The sequence below is a fragment of the Microbacterium sp. UMB0228 genome (assembly GCF_002871415.1).
GTDB lineage: Bacteria > Actinomycetota > Actinomycetes > Actinomycetales > Microbacteriaceae > Microbacterium.
In genome coordinates this window covers 220,966-237,636 of the sequence record NZ_PNFU01000001.1, presented here as the reverse complement: position 1 = coordinate 237,636, position 16,671 = coordinate 220,966, and the positions used below count along the sequence as shown (strand labels likewise).

General features: G+C 69.7%; 15 protein-coding genes. 5 read left to right on the top strand and 10 right to left on the bottom strand.

The window, feature by feature from the left end:
- Positions 1 to 28: 28 nt before the first annotated feature.
- The 7 genes from CJ226_RS01240 to CJ226_RS01210 all read right to left on the bottom strand — a co-directional run bounded on the left by CJ226_RS01240 (position 29) and on the right by CJ226_RS01210 (position 7,677).
- Complete coding sequence (locus tag CJ226_RS01240; protein ID WP_180964505.1) at positions 29 to 1,099, bottom strand: glycosyltransferase family 4 protein; 1,071 nt, start codon at positions 1,097 to 1,099, stop codon at positions 29 to 31.
- A gap of 1 nt (position 1,100) precedes the next feature.
- Positions 1,101 to 2,180: a glycosyltransferase gene (locus tag CJ226_RS01235; protein ID WP_180964504.1), complete on the bottom strand. Its 1,080-nt coding sequence runs from the start codon at positions 2,178 to 2,180 to the stop codon at positions 1,101 to 1,103.
- An 86-nt stretch (positions 2,181 to 2,266) separates the two neighbouring features.
- A complete protein-coding gene (locus CJ226_RS01230) occupies positions 2,267 to 3,445 on the bottom strand; it encodes a glycosyltransferase family 4 protein (RefSeq protein ID WP_102208086.1) in 1,179 nt (392 codons plus the stop codon).
- Positions 3,442 to 4,089, bottom strand: coding sequence for a NeuD/PglB/VioB family sugar acetyltransferase (locus CJ226_RS01225; protein ID WP_102208085.1), 648 nt, complete (start codon positions 4,087 to 4,089; stop codon positions 3,442 to 3,444). Before CJ226_RS01225 ends, CJ226_RS01230 begins: the two co-directional genes overlap by 4 nt.
- Positions 4,086 to 4,679, bottom strand: coding sequence for a sugar transferase (locus tag CJ226_RS01220; protein ID WP_308409676.1), 594 nt, complete (start codon positions 4,677 to 4,679; stop codon positions 4,086 to 4,088). Before CJ226_RS01220 ends, CJ226_RS01225 begins: the two co-directional genes overlap by 4 nt.
- A gap of 32 nt (positions 4,680 to 4,711) precedes the next feature.
- Positions 4,712 to 5,830, bottom strand: coding sequence for a DegT/DnrJ/EryC1/StrS aminotransferase family protein (locus tag CJ226_RS01215; protein WP_102208083.1), 1,119 nt, complete (start codon positions 5,828 to 5,830; stop codon positions 4,712 to 4,714).
- A 14-nt stretch (positions 5,831 to 5,844) separates the two neighbouring features.
- Entirely contained in the window at positions 5,845 to 7,677 is a 1,833-nt protein-coding gene (locus tag CJ226_RS01210) for a nucleoside-diphosphate sugar epimerase/dehydratase (protein ID WP_257996431.1), read from the bottom strand.
- A gap of 158 nt (positions 7,678 to 7,835) precedes the next feature.
- On the opposite strand from CJ226_RS01210, the gene CJ226_RS01205 reads away from it, so the two are divergent.
- Positions 7,836 to 8,432 carry a low molecular weight phosphatase family protein gene (locus CJ226_RS01205; protein ID WP_102208082.1) on the top strand — a complete coding sequence of 199 codons (597 nt, stop codon included), beginning with the start codon at positions 7,836 to 7,838 and terminating at the stop codon, positions 8,430 to 8,432.
- Positions 8,433 to 8,456: 24 nt separating this feature from the next.
- On the opposite strand, the gene CJ226_RS01200 is transcribed toward CJ226_RS01205, so the two are convergent.
- Complete coding sequence (locus CJ226_RS01200; protein ID WP_102208081.1) at positions 8,457 to 9,557, bottom strand: hypothetical protein; 1,101 nt, start codon at positions 9,555 to 9,557, stop codon at positions 8,457 to 8,459.
- A gap of 94 nt (positions 9,558 to 9,651) precedes the next feature.
- On the opposite strand from CJ226_RS01200, the gene CJ226_RS01195 reads away from it, so the two are divergent.
- Positions 9,652 to 11,019 carry a polysaccharide biosynthesis tyrosine autokinase gene (locus CJ226_RS01195; protein ID WP_102208080.1) on the top strand — a complete coding sequence of 456 codons (1,368 nt, stop codon included), beginning with the start codon at positions 9,652 to 9,654 and terminating at the stop codon, positions 11,017 to 11,019.
- 73 nt (positions 11,020 to 11,092) lie between these two features.
- Entirely contained in the window at positions 11,093 to 12,535 is a 1,443-nt protein-coding gene (locus tag CJ226_RS01190) for a polysaccharide biosynthesis tyrosine autokinase (protein WP_102208079.1), read from the top strand.
- A gap of 9 nt (positions 12,536 to 12,544) precedes the next feature.
- On the opposite strand, the gene CJ226_RS01185 is transcribed toward CJ226_RS01190, so the two are convergent.
- The gene (locus tag CJ226_RS01185; RefSeq protein WP_102208078.1) at positions 12,545 to 12,991 is read right to left on the bottom strand and encodes a GtrA family protein; all 447 of its coding nucleotides are present in this window, start codon (positions 12,989 to 12,991) and stop codon (positions 12,545 to 12,547) included.
- A gap of 59 nt (positions 12,992 to 13,050) precedes the next feature.
- On the opposite strand from CJ226_RS01185, the gene CJ226_RS01180 reads away from it, so the two are divergent.
- Together CJ226_RS01180 and CJ226_RS01175 are read left to right on the top strand one after the other, a co-directional pair.
- Positions 13,051 to 13,836: a glycosyltransferase family 2 protein gene (locus tag CJ226_RS01180; RefSeq protein WP_102208077.1), complete on the top strand. Its 786-nt coding sequence runs from the start codon at positions 13,051 to 13,053 to the stop codon at positions 13,834 to 13,836.
- Positions 13,833 to 15,272 carry a hypothetical protein gene (locus CJ226_RS01175; protein ID WP_102208076.1) on the top strand — a complete coding sequence of 480 codons (1,440 nt, stop codon included), beginning with the start codon at positions 13,833 to 13,835 and terminating at the stop codon, positions 15,270 to 15,272. The genes CJ226_RS01180 and CJ226_RS01175 overlap by 4 nt, the downstream gene beginning before the upstream one ends.
- 35 nt (positions 15,273 to 15,307) lie before the next feature.
- Here CJ226_RS01175 and glmM read toward each other — a convergent pair whose 3' ends face one another.
- Positions 15,308 to 16,666, bottom strand: a complete 1,359-nt coding sequence (glmM, locus tag CJ226_RS01170) for a phosphoglucosamine mutase (protein WP_062635773.1) — start codon at positions 16,664 to 16,666, stop codon at positions 15,308 to 15,310.
- Positions 16,667 to 16,671 lie beyond the last annotated feature (5 nt).

Below are 16,671 nucleotides of genomic sequence, written 5' to 3'. Positions count from 1 at the left end.
GCCGGCGGTGTCTGCGACGAGCAGAAGGTCACCAGAGCGCGAGCCAGTCATTCACGCTCCTCTCCAGGGTGAACCTCGAGCGTCGTACGGCTTCCGCCAGGGAGCGGCGGTCCGCAGAACTCATGTCCATCGCTCGGGCCACCGCGGCCGCCCATTCGGAGACGGCGGCGTTCGGGGGGACGAAAAACACGCCGGGGAGCGCCTCGAGCTCACGGAGGGTCGGGAGATCGGAGGCGACCACGGGAACGCCGCTGGCCAGGGCCTCCAGCACGACGCCAGGAAGCCCTTCCCGGAGCGAGGGCAGCAGCAGGACGTCGGCCTCCCGGAGGATCGGTGCCGCGTCGTCGACCACGCCCGCGACACGGAACCCTCCGTCACCGGGCAGCTCGCCGAGATCCGCCGTCCCGCCGGGACCGACCACCCACATCTCCACGGGCTTCATGGCGCGGAGCGCCCGGAAGATCGGGACGAGGACACGGCGGTTCTTCTCCGGCGACGCCCGGCCGACATGCACGACTCGTGGAGGGCGCACGTCCTGCTCCTCCCCCGTCGCGTGGAAGCGCCCGACATCGACGCCGTTCACCAGTACGCGATTGTCGACACCGAGCCAGCGATGGAGCCTCCCCCACCGTCCGACGAGAAAGCGGAGAGCCGCATCGCTGACTCCCGCGACGTGGGTCGCCGAGAAGGGCAGCAGCGCCCGAGCAGCGGTTCGATACGCCGCCCGCAGGCCACCGCCTCGATCGTCGCCCGTGCTGTGGGCGCGGGCGATGCGCCGCCGCACCCCCGTCCTGCACACGGCCAGCAGGAGGAAAGCACTCGCGAGCGAGACGTGCGAGACGACCACGTGCGCCCCGTGCTCTCGCACGAGCCGTCGAAGCGCACGGGCGCGGGCGAGCGTGCCACCGGCGGGGGCCGCCGACACCACCGCACCGGCCTGCCGGAACCGCGGGGCGAGGGCTCCTTCTCGTCCGGAGAAGCAGTAGAAGACCTGCGTGGCGCGAGCGGCGGGGATCGCTTCGCACAGGTCGAGGGCCACTTTCTCTGCGCCACCGTGATCGAGACTTCCGATGACGTGGACGACGACCGTAGGCTTCACCTCATCCACCGTCGGCCAGGCCGATCAGCGTGCGCTGCCAGTCTGCGAGCGCGGCGGCGCGCGCGGACGACGAGAACCGCCGGGTCGCGGTGATACCGGCGGTCGATAGCTCGCGGCGCCGCTCCGGCGACCGGAGCAGCTCGCGCAGCAGTCGGGTCATCGCCGTCACGTCGCCCGGGGCGAAAGTCGCGGACGAGGGCAGGAGCTCGGGCACCCCTCCGACGCGACTGGCGATGGCCGGTACGCCGATTGCCATCGCTTCGATGAGCGCACGGGGCATCCCTTCCGTCAACGAGGGGAGAACGAACAACGTCGCTTCGGCGAGCACCGCCGCCACGTCCGCCGGATCACCCAGATACCCGGTGAATCGGACGGCGTCGGACACCCCGTGCTCTCGGGCGGTCTCGTACAGGAACGGCATCCTTCGTCCGGAACCGACGATGGTGAGCGTGGCATTGGGGAACTCGTCCCGGATGCGTCCGAGCGCTTCGATCAGGTGGTGATGTCCCTTGTACAGCTGGTCGACGGAGCCGACCGACACCAGGTGCGGTGCTCCGCCCTCCGCTCCCTCCCAGCTCGGCTCGTCGGCGATCACCACGTCGGAGAAGGAGGCGACTGCGGCATCCGGCGCGGGCGGGTAGCGACGCTGCAGCTCCCGCTCCGTGACGTACCTGACCGCTCCCGCTCGACGGACGACGAAGCGCGTGACCACACCGACGACGGGCCGCAGAAGCCGGCCCGCCGTACCCAACGCGCCGGACCGCAGGACGCCCTCGGCATCACCCACGACTTCCGCGGCGACCGGGATACCGCGCCGACGCGCCGCGAGTGTCGCAAGGGTGCCGAGTACACCCGGAACCTTCACCAACACGAGGTCCGCGCCGCTGACACTCCGACGGATAGCAGCCCACGTGGCCGGAAGGCGCAGGACCGACTGATGAAGCCCGACGTAGTGCGGCAGCGCGAGCGTCTCCCCGCTCAGCGGTGACCCGACGGGATCTTCAACGAGCAGGGCACGAGCGGCGAGCACTGGAGACAGGGACTCCCCCGGCAGCTCTCGCGCCCAGGCGTCGGCGTTCACACCGGGATCCTCGGAGAGCAAGCGTCCGGACATGTCCATGGCGAAGCGCGCTTCCGAGAAGACGAGAACCCGAGGCGCGGCTCCGGTCACCGGCGTGCTCCGTCGAGCACGACGTGCGCCACGCGTGCTGCTGCGTCAGTGCTGTCGAACAGCTCCACGGCTCTCGCCCTCGCCGCATCGCCCATCGCAGAAAGCCTATCGTCCCGCCACGCTCGGTATGCCTCTTCGAGCGCGTCGCGGAGAGCATCAGGGTCGCCGGCGGGGATCACCCAGCCGGTCGCCCCGGGGGCCATCGTCTCTGGCAGACCGCCGGCGTCGCTCACGATCGACGGCACCGCCATCGCCGAAGCCTCCAGCGCTGCACCATGATTCTCGGACAGCGACGGGCTGACGCTGACATCGGCAGCCGAGTAGGCCGCTCGCACGTCGTCCACCGTGTCCAACCACGTGACGCGCAGCTCCTCGAGCGATCGGGGAAGGGCCTCGATGAGCTGCCGTCGATAGACCTCCCCCTCCGGACGGAATCCGCCGCCGACGATCGTCAGGTGCGCATCGTCGTGGTCACGGACGAACGCGGCCCACGCCTGCAGGAGCTCCGCGTGTCCCTTGATACCGTGCCCGCGATGCACGAGACGCTTGGGGGCATACACGAACGCCACCATGATCACCTCGAAAGTGGAGCCAGGGCGGTGCGCCTCGGCCGCCACCGGCCGGTCACCGCCGCGCGGTGGCATGAAGACGCGGGTGTCCACGCCGTAGGGGATGCTCACGAGCTTGTCGGCGCCGGGGACCACCTCGGCGTATCGGCGTAGGGTGTCGTCCGACCCGCAGACGATGACGTCGTCGGCATGGTGAAGAACCCGCTCGGCGAGCCGGATCACGGGTGTCTCGAGATGCAAGGGTCCCGCAACCATGTGCACGGTCCTGGTCCGGCGACCGAGCAGTGCCATCCGCGTCGCCAGGGCGCTGGCATAAAGGTGGTAGAGCACGGCGTCCGGATGGAGAGAACGCAGGTCGCGGGAGAAGGACAGGAAGTCACGGACGTTCGCCGGCTTCGGGACGAGCCCGAACTGATAGCGGGTCCGCCGGATCGCGAGGCCGTCGTCGACAGCAGCCATCTCGGCGAGACGGTCACCGAGGCGACCGGGCGCATCGGGGAGGAACACGGTGACGAGCGCACCTGCTTCGCGCAACGCGCGTACCTGCGGGAGGATCCATAGTCCCCCCGCCGCGGTTTTCAGGACGATGGCGACGGTCCGCGTCATCGGGCCGGCACTCCCTTCACGATCCGCTCGGCGACGACGTCGCGGGTGACACAGGCACCGGCGCCCACCGTCGCGCCAGCCCCGACCTCGAGCCCCTGCAGCACCACGGCCCCGGCCCCGACCAGCGCCTCCCGTCCGACGATGACGTTCCCCGAGATGACGGCGCGTGGATTGATGGAGACGTCGTCCTCGAGCGTTGCATCGTGACCGATCGTGGCGCCCGGGTTCAGGTGGACGCCACGGCCCAGGCGCACCGAGGTGGAGACGAGGACCCCGGCACAGATGATACTTCCCGGGCCCACCGTCGTGAGTGATCCGATGACGGCTGTGGGGTGCACGAGGGAGTGCAGCTCGTACCCGAGGGAGAGGCACTCCGCTGTCACTTTGCTTCGGACCCGGGGGTCCCCGATGGCCACAGCGAGCCGCACCCTCGCCTGTGCGCCGAGATCCTCCCGCGTACCGAGGTACCTCACGCCGACACGGTCGAGCTTCGCCGCGTCCTGCTCCGTGATCGCATCGTCCACGATCCCGAGCAGATCGACGTCGATCAGTCCAGCGGACTTCGCCGCCAGGTAGGTGTCGAGGGCTTCCCGCCCGAAACCTCCTGCTCCGATGATGACCAGCGAGGTCGGCGAAGAGGTCATGCGTGACCGGTCCCTTCGAATGTGTGGGCGCTGACCGAGCCGGGGGCGGCGATCCCTTCGCGTCGGAGGACGAGGCCCACGGTTCGCGCGAGGATTCGAGCATCGAGACGCAGGCTGCGGGCATCGACGTAGGCCACGTCGAGTGCAAAGCGACGCTCCCAGCTCACGGTGTTCCGGCCCGCGACCTGCGCGAGTCCGGTGAGACCCGGACGAACCTCATGCCGCCGAGCCTGCTCCGGCGTGTAGCGGTCGAGGTACTCGACGAGCAGGGGTCTCGGACCGACGACGCTCATCTCCCCTCGCAGCACGTTCCACAGCGATGGGAGCTCATCGAGACTCGATCCGCGGAGAACGCGTCCGAACTTCGTCACGCGCTGGGCGTCCGTGACCAATCGGTGCCGGTCATCGACGCTGCGCATGGAGCGGAACTTGTAGAGCGTGAAGATCCGGCCGTGGCGGCCGGGACGAGGCTGTGCGAAGATCACCGGGCGACCGACATCGATGGCGACGCAGACCGCGGTGAGGGCGATCACCGGCAACAGGAGAACGAGACCGATGACAGCGCCGAGGATGTCGAGCGTTCGCTTCACCGGGTCATACGAGGAGGCGACTCGGACAGCCATCATCGCCGCCCGTCCAGGAACCCGCCAATCCGGGTGAGCACCCGCTCCCGCTGCTCGTCCGTCAGCGCCGAACCACTGGGGAGGGTGAGCCCACGGCGGAAGAGCTCGTCCGCCGCTCCGGTGATGATTCCTCGTGCACCGGCGAACACGGGCTGCGCATGCATCGGTTTCCACAGGGGACGCGTCTCGATGTCGTCATCGCCGAGGTGAGCGGAGAGCTCCGCAGGCGTCCACCCGGTCTCGTCCGCATCAACGAGAATCGAAGTGAGCCAGGCGTTGTCGGTCTCGTCGCCTGCTGCGCCGAAGACCTCGACGCCCCGGACGTTCGAGAAGAGGGCCTTGTACGCCGCTCGCATCTCTCGGCGCCGGCCGATCATCTCGTCCAGGCGTCCGAGCTGTGCGCGGCCGAGTGCTGCGAGCAGGTTGCTCAGGCGGTAGTTGTAGCCGATGTCGGTGTGCTCGTAGTGGACGACGGGCTGGCGGGCCTGAGTGGCGAGATAGCGCACGCGGCGGGCGATATCGCCGTCATCGGTGAGGAGCATCCCCCCGCCGGAGGTGGTCATGATCTTGTTTCCGTTGAAGGACACCGCCGACGCCGACCCGAAGCTGCCCGCCGCCCGCCCCGCGTGGGTGGCGCCCAAAGACTCCGCGGCATCGGCGAGCACGGGCACGTCGAACTCGGCGGCGATCGCGAGGATGGCGGTGTAGTCGGCCGCCTTCCCCAGCAGGTCGACCGGGACGATCGCCGGCACGCTGGCACCGGAGGCACGGAGCTCATGAAGAGCCGTTCGCAGGAGAGCCGGGTCCATGTTGCCGGTCGCGGGATCGGCGTCGATGAAGTACGGCTCCGCTCCGGTGTACACGATCGCGTTCGTGGTGGCCGCGAAAGTCATGGTGGACGTGGGAACCACTGTTCCCGGCCCCGCTCCGAGCACGATCAGCCCCAGGTGCAGCGCCGCGGTGCCGGAGCTGAGGGCGACGCCGTGCGCGACGCCGACTCGCGCCGCCAGCTCTCGTTCGAATGCATCGACGTCAGGGCCGAGAGGAGCGATCCAGCCTGACCTCATGGCGGCGAGGACCGCCTCCTGCTCCGCCTCGCCGATGTCGGGCGATGACATGTAGATACGTTCTCTCACGGTGCGGCCTCCGTGTCGATGAGATGCATCGGCGCGACCGACACCGTGCTGTTCGACGGAGGCGTGGTGCCCATCCGTGAATACCACCCGGCACGGTCCAGTTGCTCGGGTGCGATCGGGTGGGCCTGCGTGTGCGACACCTTGGGGTGGAAGGGCCGCTCGAGGCTCTCGTGGTCGCCGACGAGCTCTTCGTGCAGCTTCTCACCTTCCCGGAGGCCCGTGAACACGATCTCGATCGCCTTGCCCGACATCGCGATCATCCGCTTGGCCACTTCGAGGATCGACACCGGCTCGCCCATGTCCAGGATCAGCACCTCGCCGGACCGCCCTACGGCGCCAGCCTGGATGACGAGCTGGCAGGCCTCGGGGATGGTCATGAAGTACCGCGTGACGTCGGGGTGCGTGACGGTGAGCGGTCCGCCGGACTCGATGAGCGCCTGGAAGGTCGGCAGCATGGAGCCCCGGCTTCCGATCACGTTGCCGAACCGCACGGAGAGATAGCGCATCCGGGTTTCCTCTCCGGCCCAGGCAGTGATCTTCTCGGCGAGGCGCTTGGAATGACCCAGTACGCTCGTCGGATTGGCCGCCTTGTCGGTGGAGATGTTGACGAAAGTCGTGACCCCGGATTCGCGGGCCGCTTGCACCACGTTGAGAGTCCCGAGCACGTTGGTCTTCCAGGCCTCGTCCGGGTACTGCTCGAGCATCGGGAGGTGCTTGAGTGCCGCTGCGTGGAAGACGACTTCAGGCCGCCGCTCGGAGAAGACACGGCGGAGGATCTCGGGTTCCCTGATGTCCGCGAGGACGACGTCCTTCGTGTCGAGTAGCCCGTGCCCTGCGGTGCGGATCTGCGCGAGCTGGAGCCCGGTCTCATCGCGGTCGAGCATGGTGAGCTCAGCGGGGCCGAACTTCGCGAGCTGTCGGCACAGCTCCGAGCCGATCGAGCCGCCGGCTCCCGTGACGAGCACCCGCCTGCCGGTGATGTAGCCCGCGATGAGCTCGACGTTCGTGTCCACCGGGTGGCGGCCGATGAGGTCCTCGATGCTGACGTCACGGAGATCGGCCGGCGATTCCTCGCCGGAGCGGATCTGCGTGAGGCTCGGCGTCACCGAAACGCTCATCCCGGCGGCCTCTGCGCGATCCGTGAGTTCACGCAGCAGCGCGCCGTCGGCGCGTGCCACGGCGATCACGAGCGCGGTAGCGCCGGTCCTCGCGGCAGCCTCCGCAAGGTCACTCGTCGAGCCGATGACGGGCACACCGCGCAGGCGCAGGTGCTTCTTGGCGGGGTCGTCGTCGAGGAGCCCCACGGGCCGGATCGGAGATGCGGGGTCGGTGAGGATGCTGCGCAGCACGTTGTCGCCGAGGAACCCCGCGCCGACGATGATGGCCGGCTCCGCCTCATCGCCCGGCTTGCGCGTCCGCTCCGCGAGCAAGCGGGTGAGGTACCGAACGCCGTACATCGTGAGAAGGACGAAGGGGAAGGCGAGGAACACCGTACCCCGCGGGATCCCGACCGCGTTGCCGAACAGGACCACGAGGATTCCCAGCAGGATGGACTCCCCCATCACGACCAGTCCGAGCGAGCGCACCTCCTCGAAGGAGCCGTAGCTCAGCCTCCCGCGGTAGAGCGCGAACTGAAGCCCGAGCAGGACGTGCAGTGCCGCCGCGACAAGGGCGAGGGCCAGCGTCGCCGCCCAGGTCGCCGCCGTCATCGCGAACTCGAAACGCAGCACCACGGCGGCGACGACTCCGAGCGCCCACGCGCCGGCGTCCACAGCCGCGGCGAGAGCGCGACGCCGCTGTGGGGTCGCGGCAACACCTTCAGGACTCACCGTCGTCCTCCCGCTCCCCGGATTGCACCGCTCGCGCTGTCCCTCGCGTGGGGTTCAGCTGAGGCACAGCCTATCCATATATCGGTTCGGCCCTCGCGGACGACCGAGGTCGACTCGGAACACGGCTACGCTGACCTCGACCGCCATGAAAGGCTCCCGTGTTCGAGATCACCACCATCTGCACCGGCAACATCTGCCGCTCCCCGCTGGCCGAACAGCTGCTCCGCGCCGGTCTGGCCGATCTTCCGGGGACGATCACCAGCGCGGGTACCCGAAGCCTCGCGGGCGCGGGTATGCCGGAGGAGGCGATCGCCCTCGCCACTCGGTACGGGGTCGCCCACGACGTCGCAACAGCGCATCGGTCCCGCCAACTCACCGCCTCCCTGCTGGAAACACCTGACCTGATCCTGGCGATGTCACGGGAGCATCGCCGGTCCGTCGTGGAGCTGGCACCGGCCCGTCTGCGAGCCGCCTTCACGCTTCGCGAGTTCGCCCGCTTGGCCGCCGACGCATCCGACACCGAGCTTCGAGAGGCGGCGTCTCACCACGCCGATCCCTCCTCGAAGCTGCGCGCCGCCGTCGGGGTAGTCGCAGGCCGTCGCGGCATGGCGCCGCCGCCCCTCAGCGCCGAGGACGACGACATCGTCGACCCGTACCGCCGGTCCCTGGCGACATACGAACGATCCGCCGGTCAGCTCGTGCCAGCCGTCTCGCAGGTCGTCCGGGTGGTCCGTCTCGCCGTCGCCGAGCGCTGACCTGCCGTCACCCGCGAGCGCCGATCACGGCTGAGGTTCGGTTCCGCTCTCGGGAGCCGTCTCGACCTCTGGCGGCGCAGTGGGGTCCCCCCCCTGCTCCTCGGCGCTCTGGTCTGCCTGCCCGCGTTGTGCCTGTTCGACCTCGAGACGCTCGCGACGGTCGTCGGCCCGAAGAGCCCGGACCGCCTCCTGATACGCGAGGAGCGCCGCCTGGCCGTCGGGCTCGTTCAGCGCCGCAGTCGCGACGCGCGCGGCTGCCGCCGTGACGGCGTCACGGAACTGCGCAGTAGCCGCCGGATTCGCCCGGACCTCACGTTCAGCCCGGTCGGAGAACCCGGCGGCGAAGGAGCTCAGGGCCTGAATGAAGGGAGGGCGGTGCGATTCGGCGGTGGCTCGGAGCAGACGAACCTGAGTGAGTCTCTCGTCGACCAGTTGCGCCTGCGCTCGCACATCGTCGATGGCCGCTGCGACGTCCGGGAGAGATCCGGTGTCCACCGGCGACGGCGGCTTCAGTTGCGGCAGCGCCGGCGTCACCAACGTCCGCAGTGCGCCGATGTAGGTGTCGGCCGCCGCGACCGCCGCGTCGCGCGCCACGGGATCCACGACGGTGACGTCGAGTTCGACGAGCATCGAGCGCGCGGCGGCGGCCGCCTCGCTCTCCGCTGACGTCTGGGCGTTGAGGCGCCCCGCGGCGGCCTGCAGTCCCTGCATGGCGCTGTCGAGGGCCGCCCGGTCCTCCGTCAGGGCCTCCGCAGCCGTCTCGGCAGGCGACGTGCTCGCCGCCTTCACGCCTGCGAACCCCGCAGCTCCCACAACAGCGGCGATGGCCAGAGCCGCCGCGATGGCGCTGACCCCGTCGATACGGAGCCGGCGCCGGCGCGCTCGACGCGATGGCGCGGCCGGAGCGCGCGGGGGCGAGACGCCCTCCACCGCCCCCGCGGGCCGAGGAGCGGTGACCATCTCTCGCAGCCGCAACGTCTCCGCGTCGCCGTGGACGCGGAGGGGTTCCCTCCGCGGTTCCCCGATCAGGCGTTCCAGCTTCGCACTGACGACCGTCGAGCCGTGATCGCGCGCACCGCTCGGGGCGTGACGATCGCCCGCGAAGAGATCGTCGAGCGTGCTCATCGGGCTGCTTCCGTACGAGAGGGGCGTGAGGAGGATAGTCTCGAGAAACACTACTACCGGCGTCGGACGACGAAGCGGTCATGTTCGGGGGACGATGGAGATTCACGATTACGTGCGCGTCCTGCGACGCAATGCGGTGCTGCTCGTCTCAGCGGTGCTCATCGGTGTCGCAGGCGGAGCCTTCGTCGCCCTGAACGCTCCGGCGCGGTACGACTCGACGACCACGTTGTTCGTCTCCGTACAGGCCTCGTCGGCGGACTCGACCGATCTGAACCTCGGTCGCACTTACGCCCAGCAGGCGGTGTCCAGTTACGTCGCGCTCGTGCCCAGCGCCCTCGTCCTCCAGCCTGTCATCGACGACCTGGGCTTGGACCTCCGTCCCGCGCAACTGGCCGAGAAGGTCACGGCATCCGCCGAGCTGAACAGCCTGGCCATCTCCGTGACCGTCTCCGACGGCAGCCCGAGTCAATCCGCCCGCCTCGCCAACGCGATCGGAGAGAGCTTCGCGACGGTTGTCGTCGAGCAACTGGAGAAGCGCGCCGACGACTCGGCGAGTCCCATCCGCATCGACACGCTGCAGATGGCGCAGGTACCGGTGACCCCCGTCGCCCCGAGCTTCGCGACCTCGCTGATGCTCGGCGCGATCGTCGGCGCCGCTGCCGGATTCGCCCTGACGGCACTTCGCACCATCGTCGACACACGCGTCCGATCCATCAGCGACGTGGAGCGCGCGACCTCGCTGCCCATCCTCGGCGCTATCGCCTTCGATCCCGCAGCTCACCGGCGACCCTTGATAGTCGCCGCCGATCCGCGCGATCCTCGGACGGAGGGTTTCCGCGCCCTTCGCACAAACGTCGACTTCCTCGCCGCAGCCGGCACAGCCCCGGTTTTCGTCATCACCAGCGCGGGCCCAGGAGAGGGGAAGTCGACGACCGCGGCGAATCTGGCGATCGCGTTCGCCCAGTCCGGCTCGCGGGTGGCGCTGGTGGACGGCGACCTGCGCATGCCGCGCGTCGCGGACTATTTCTCGATCGAGGGAGGAGCCGGGCTCACTGACGTACTCGCCGGGCGCCTCGCTGCGAGCGAGGCGCTGCAGCGCTGGGGCCGCGGCGCGCTCTTCCTGCTTCCCGCCGGCACCATCCCCCCGAACCCGGCGGAACTCCTAGGCTCCGCCGCGATGTCGTCCCTGCTCGCCGATCTCCGTGCCGCATTCGACATCGTCATCATCGACGCGCCACCGGTTCTGCTCGTCACGGATGCCGCAGTGCTTGCCGGCCGAGCCAACGGAGCGCTCCTTGTCGTCGCCGCCGGAAAGACGACGGTCCCACGGCTGCGCGCAGCCATCGACAGCATCGACAAGGTCGGCGCCACGGTTCTCGGCACCGTCGTCACGATGCTGCCCGGAACGACCTCCAGACGGTCTCCGTCGTCGAGACAGCGAGGCGCGAAGATCCTGCGCTGAGAACTCACCCGCCCACCCCGCTATGCGAGAATGACCGCATTCTCCCCCCCACAGACTTCAGGAGATCTCCCGCGTGGAACTTCGCGACTACCTGCGCATCCTGCACAGGAACTGGATCATCATGCTCGTGCTGCTGCTGATCGGCGTGCTCGCCGGAGCCGCGTACGCCCTCGCCCAGCCGCCGAGATACGTGGCGTCCACCCAGCTGTATGTCTCCGTGCGCAGCGAGGGTGCCGCGACCGGCGACCTCGTCCAGGGCACGACGTTCGCGCGGCAGATGGTCACGACGTACGTCGACGTGATCGGCACCGAACTGGTTCTGCAGCCGGTCATCGACGAGCTGGGTCTCGATACGACCGTCACAGGTCTCGCCTCTCAGGTGACGGCGACGACTCCTCTGAACACGGTCACGATCAACATCACCGCGACGGACACCGATCCCGAGCGGACGGCGCAGATCGCGAACCAGACGGCGATCAGCTTCGCCGCTGCCGTGCAGAACACCCTGGAGAAGCCGACCGCCGAGGGCGCGACGAGCCCGGTGAGCATCACGGTCACCGACCCGGCGACCGCTCCGACCGCTCCCTCCAGTCCGAACGTCCCGCTGCTCATCCTGCTCGGTGGCCTGCTCGGTCTCGGCGCCGGCGCGGCCATCGCCGTGTTGCGGCAGATCCTCGACGTACGCATCCACACGCTCCACGACCTCGAGCAGATCACGGATCGCCCGATGCTGGGCGGCATCGCCTTCGATCCCGAAGCCCAGAAACGTCCACTGATCGTGCACGCTGACCCCCGCAGCCCGCGATCGGAGTCCTTCCGGACCCTCCGCACCAACCTGCAGTTCCTTCGCGTGGACTCGGGCCCACGGGCGATGGTCGTATCGAGTTCCGGGCCGGGCGAAGGCAAGTCGACGACGACGGCCAACCTTGCGATCGCCCTGGCGGAGACAGGGGTCAGGGTCGCCCTGATCGACGGGGACCTCCGTCTGCCACGCATCGCCGACTACATGGGAATCGAGGGTGGAGTCGGTCTGACCACGGTGCTCATCGGACGTGTCGACGTCGCCGACGCGCTGCAGAAATGGGGACCGAACCAGCTGTATGTGCTGCCCAGCGGCCCCGTTCCGCCGAACCCGAGTGAGCTCCTCGGGTCCTCGGCGATGGACCAGATGTTGTCGTCGATGACGGAGTACTTCGACTACATCCTCATCGACGCGCCGCCGCTCCTGCCCGTGACGGACGCCGCGGTGATCGGCAAGAAGACAAGCGGGGTGATCCTGGTCGCCGCCTCCGGAAAGACGAAGAAGCAGGAGCTCGCCGGCGCGATCCGCACCCTCGAGACAGCGGGCGTGGCGATGCTCGGCACCGTCGTGACGATGCTCCCGACCAAGGGCCCTGACAGCTACGGCTACGGCGCGTACACCTATGGCGCGACCACCACGATCGAGCAGGATCCGGTCCAGCTCAAGAGGTCGGACGCCCGCCCCCGGAGAGGACGAGCCAAGGCGACCGCCTGACTCGTCCCCTCAGGCCTTCGGCGACGTGACCCGGAACACCACGCCGTGGTAGAGCACGAAGCGCAGCAGCACCACGATGACGATGCTGACGAGATTCACCACGTTGACGGCCACCGCTCCCGGTGTGCGGCCGAGCACGCCGCCGATCGCCTCGACGCCGACCCACACGAGCACGGCGCCGAGCGCCGTGCATACGGCATTCGTCGCGAGGAACAGCAGCACCTCGGCGGTCCGCCCGCGGCGATCGCGGTGGCGGAACGTCCACTCGCGGTTGCCGATGTACGCGTTCACGAGGGCGACGAGCGATGCCATGATCTTGGCCGCCACGACGTCCCATCCCCACACGAAGACGAGGAGGTTGAAGACGCCGACCTCGATGAGGGTGCTCAGCGCGCCGACGACGAGGAACCGACTGCCGACGCCGGCGAGGCGGCGCAGTCGCGAGGGAGGATTCATGGCTCAACTAGGCTACTTGCTGAGCAGCCCGCCACCCGTCACCCGCACCTGAGGACTCCGTGACTCTCCGCCACCTCGCCATCGTCATGCCTGCCTACAACGAAGTAGAAGGCATCCGGGGCTTCATCGATGAGATCCGCACCGCCGTCACCCCGCTGACGGAGGTGGTCAGCTTCCATGTCGCCGACGATCGGTCGACGGATGCCACCGCGGCGGCCTTCGACGGCGTCGCCGACACGGTGGTGGAGGTGCAGGCCGTGAATCGTGGCCACGGCCCGACGGCCCTCGCGGCCTACCGCGCGGGCCTCTCCGTCGATCCGGAGGTCCTCGTGCACGTCGACGGCGACGGCCAGTTCCATGGCGCGGACTTCCCCCGCCTGATCGAGGCGCTCATGTCGGAGAACGCGGATGTGGTGCACGGGGTACGGGACGGCCGCACCGACCCCTGGTATCGCAGGGTCCTCACCGGCGCGGTCGGGCTTCTCATCGCGGTCGCCGCCGGCCAGCGCATCCCCGATGTGAACACCCCCCTCCGGGCCTACCGACCGGAGGCGCTGCGCGTGCTGATCGACGCCGTGCCTGCGGACGCCACGGTGCCGCACGTGCACTTCTCCCTCGCGGAAGCCCGGGGCGGCTTCCGAGTGCGCTATCTGCGCGTGGAGAGCATTCCGCGCCGCGGCGCATCGAGCACCGGAACCATGTGGGGCCGAGCGGGCGGGATCTCCCTTCCGCCCAAGCGACTCCGCACGTTCGTGCGCGCCGCTCTCGCCGAGGCCTGGCAGCTCTCCCTCCGTCCGTCTGCTCCGTTGCGGCACCTGCCGCGACCGGAGCATGTGGGATCATGAGCCGGGCTCGCACCCTCCTCTTCTGGGTGGCCGCGGCCGCCCTGCTGGCCGGGCACGTCGTGGTCGTCTGGCACAGCCTGCTCACCCGTCCGTTCTGGGAGGACGAGGCGTTCAATCTGACCGTCCCCCGCAACCTCCTCGCGGGCCTCGGCTATGCGAGCGACGGCGCCCTCTCCGGTTCGACGATCACGCCGTTCGACCCACGGATCTCCACCGGACCGGTCGTGCTTCTGCCTGTGTCCGCCCTACTCGCCACCGGGATGGACCCGGTGCTGGCGGCGCGCCTCGTCCCTCTCGCCTTCTGGGCCCTGCTGGTGGCGGGCTCGGCTGTCCTCGGGTGGCGGATCGCCGGACCGTCAGCGAGCCTGCTCGCGGCGGCCGTCCCGCTCGCGTTCACGGCGGATGCCGGAGTGTCGCCGATCCAGGGTCCGGCCGACCTCCTGGGCGAGATCCCCGCCGCCGCTCTGCTCGTCTGGGCGCTGGTGGTCCTGCAGCGCCGGCCCTGGCTCGCCGGTCTTCTGGTCGGTCTCGCTGTGCAGTCCAAGCTCATCGCCCTGCTGGCGCTGCCCGCCTTCGCCGTCGCCCTGTGGGTGCTGGCCGAGGGATCGGGCTGGGCGCGGATCCGGAGGACGCTGCGCCGCTCCTGGCTCCCGCTGGCTCTGGTCGCCCTGCCGACGGCGCTCTTCGAGCTCGCGGCGCTGCTCTCGCTCGGCCCCGCGGCCTTCATCGAGCACGTCCGCGAGCTCATCCGGTTCGTCCGCAGCGGAGGACAGGGAGACGCGGGGACGTCCCTCATCCAGAAGCTGGCCACGCTGGCCGACTCCTGGTCGCTTCCCGCGTGGGTCGCGCTCGTCGGCGCCGCCATCGCGCTCGGCCTCGCCGCGACCGGCGTGATCCGCCGCTGGCGCTCCTCGCGGGAAGCGGATCGCGTGGTGATCGCCTATGCTCTCGCCGCCGGCGTGGGCGCTCTCGCCTTCGTCGGATGGTGGGCCACGGCCTCGCGGCTGCCCCTGTGGGTCCGACACCCGGCGCCGGGCATCCTCGCCTTCTTCCCCGTCCTCGCCGCCGTGGCTGTCTGGGCCGCGACACGGGTGGTGGATCGAGGTTGGGCGAAAGCCGCCGCGGCGGTCCTCGCGCTCATCGTCGCGGCGGGAGCCGCGGTCCACGTCACGAGTGCGTCCGCCCCTCGCCCGTTGACCCTGGAGCAGCAGCGACAGGCCGTCGCACCGCTCGCGGACTGGGTGCGGGAGAACGACATCGCCTGGATCGCGGCGGAACCGTGGGGCATCGCCGTCGCGCCCGTCGTCCTCTCCGGCGCGCATCTCGGTCTTCACGACGCGCCGGCGATGGCCGACACCCCCCGCCTCACCGCCGCACTCTGCACCACGGAGACGCTCGTGGACGCGGGCCTGTACCGGATCTGCGCCGCGCCCTGAGAAGGGAGCGGCGGTGACCGGACCCGCACCGCGGGTCAGAGGGCGAGGCGCTCCTGCACCACGGCAGCCAGTCGTTCGGCGTGGGCCCGTGCCGACGCGGAGTCGGCCGCCTCGACCATGACCCGCACGAGCGGCTCGGTGCCGGACTTGCGCAGCAGCACACGCCCGGTGTCTCCCAGCTCGGCTTCGACGTCGCGCACCGCCTGCTGCACGACCTCGTCATCGGCGACGCGATCCTTGTCGACGTCGCGGACGTTGATCAGCAGCTGCGGGTACACGGTCATGACGGACGCGAGCTCGGCGAGGGACTTCCCCTGCCGTGCCATCTCGGCCACCAGGTGCAGACCGGTGAGCAGGCCGTCGCCGGTGGTGGCGTATTCGCTCATGATGACGTGTCCGGACTGCTCGCCGCCGAGGGCGTAGCCGCCGGCGTTCATGTCCTCGAGCACGTAGCGGTCGCCGACGGCCGTCTGCCGCACCGTGATCCCGTGCTCGCGCATCGCGACGTGCAGGCCGAGGTTGCTCATGACCGTGGCCACGAGGGTGTCGTCGGTGAGACGACCGCGCTCCTTCATCGACACGGCGAGGATGGCCATGATCTGGTCGCCGTCCACGACGTTGCCCTGTGCGTCGACCGCGAGGCAGCGATCCGCGTCGCCGTCGTGCGCGATGCCGACGTCGGCGCCGAGCCGGACGACGGCTTCGGCGAGGTTGTCGAGGTGGGTCGAACCGACGCCGTCGTTGATGTTCCAGCCGTCGGGGTCGGCACCGATCACCGTGACCTCGGCGCCCGCGTCGCGGAACGTCTCCGGCGAGACACCGGAGGCGGCGCCGTGGGCGCAGTCGAGCACGACGTGGATGCCCTCGAGGCGATGCGGGAGCGAGGCGAGCAGATGGACGACGTAGCGGTCCTCGGCGTCCGAGAAGCGGTCGATGCGGCCGACACCGGCCCCGGTCGGGCGCAGCATCTCGCCGTGCATGGCTTCCTCGATGCGCTGCTCCACGATGTCAGGGAGCTTGCGTCCGCCGCGGGCGAAGATCTTGATCCCGTTGTCGGGCGCCGCGTTGTGCGACGCGGAGATCATCACGCCGAAGTCGGCGTCGCGGTCCGCGACGAGGAATGCCAGCGCCGGCGTGGGAATCACCCCGGCCTCGAGGACGTCGACACCTGAGGAGGCGAGCCCCGCGGCGACGGCGGCAGTCAGGAAATGCCCGGAGACCCGAGGGTCACGGGCGACGACGGCGGTGAGTCGCTTGCCTTCGGCCTTGCGAGCCTCCGCCGTACGGCCCTGGCCCAGGACGACAGCAGTCGCCTGGGCCAGGGTGAGCGCCAGGTCGGCGGTGAGGATGCCATTGGCGAGTCCTCGCACGCCGTCCGTGCCAAAGATCGGCATCGGAG

Excerpts from the sequence above, each read along its gene's own strand:
- CJ226_RS01230 (WP_102208086.1), bottom strand. The coding sequence starts at position 3,445 with ATGACGCGGACCGTCGCCATCGTCCTGAAAACCGCGGCGGGGGGACTA.
- CJ226_RS01225 (WP_102208085.1), bottom strand. The coding sequence starts at position 4,089 with ATGACCTCTTCGCCGACCTCGCTGGTCATCATCGGAGCAGGAGGTTTC.
- CJ226_RS01215 (WP_102208083.1), bottom strand. The coding sequence starts at position 5,830 with ATGTCATCGCCCGACATCGGCGAGGCGGAGCAGGAGGCGGTCCTCGCC.
- CJ226_RS01200 (WP_102208081.1), bottom strand. The coding sequence starts at position 9,557 with ATGAGCACGCTCGACGATCTCTTCGCGGGCGATCGTCACGCCCCGAGC.
- CJ226_RS01195 (WP_102208080.1), top strand. The coding sequence starts at position 9,652 with ATGGAGATTCACGATTACGTGCGCGTCCTGCGACGCAATGCGGTGCTG.
- CJ226_RS01185 (WP_102208078.1), bottom strand. The coding sequence starts at position 12,991 with ATGAATCCTCCCTCGCGACTGCGCCGCCTCGCCGGCGTCGGCAGTCGG.
- CJ226_RS01175 (WP_102208076.1), top strand. The coding sequence starts at position 13,833 with ATGAGCCGGGCTCGCACCCTCCTCTTCTGGGTGGCCGCGGCCGCCCTG.
- glmM (WP_062635773.1), bottom strand. The coding sequence starts at position 16,666 with ATGCCGATCTTTGGCACGGACGGCGTGCGAGGACTCGCCAATGGCATC.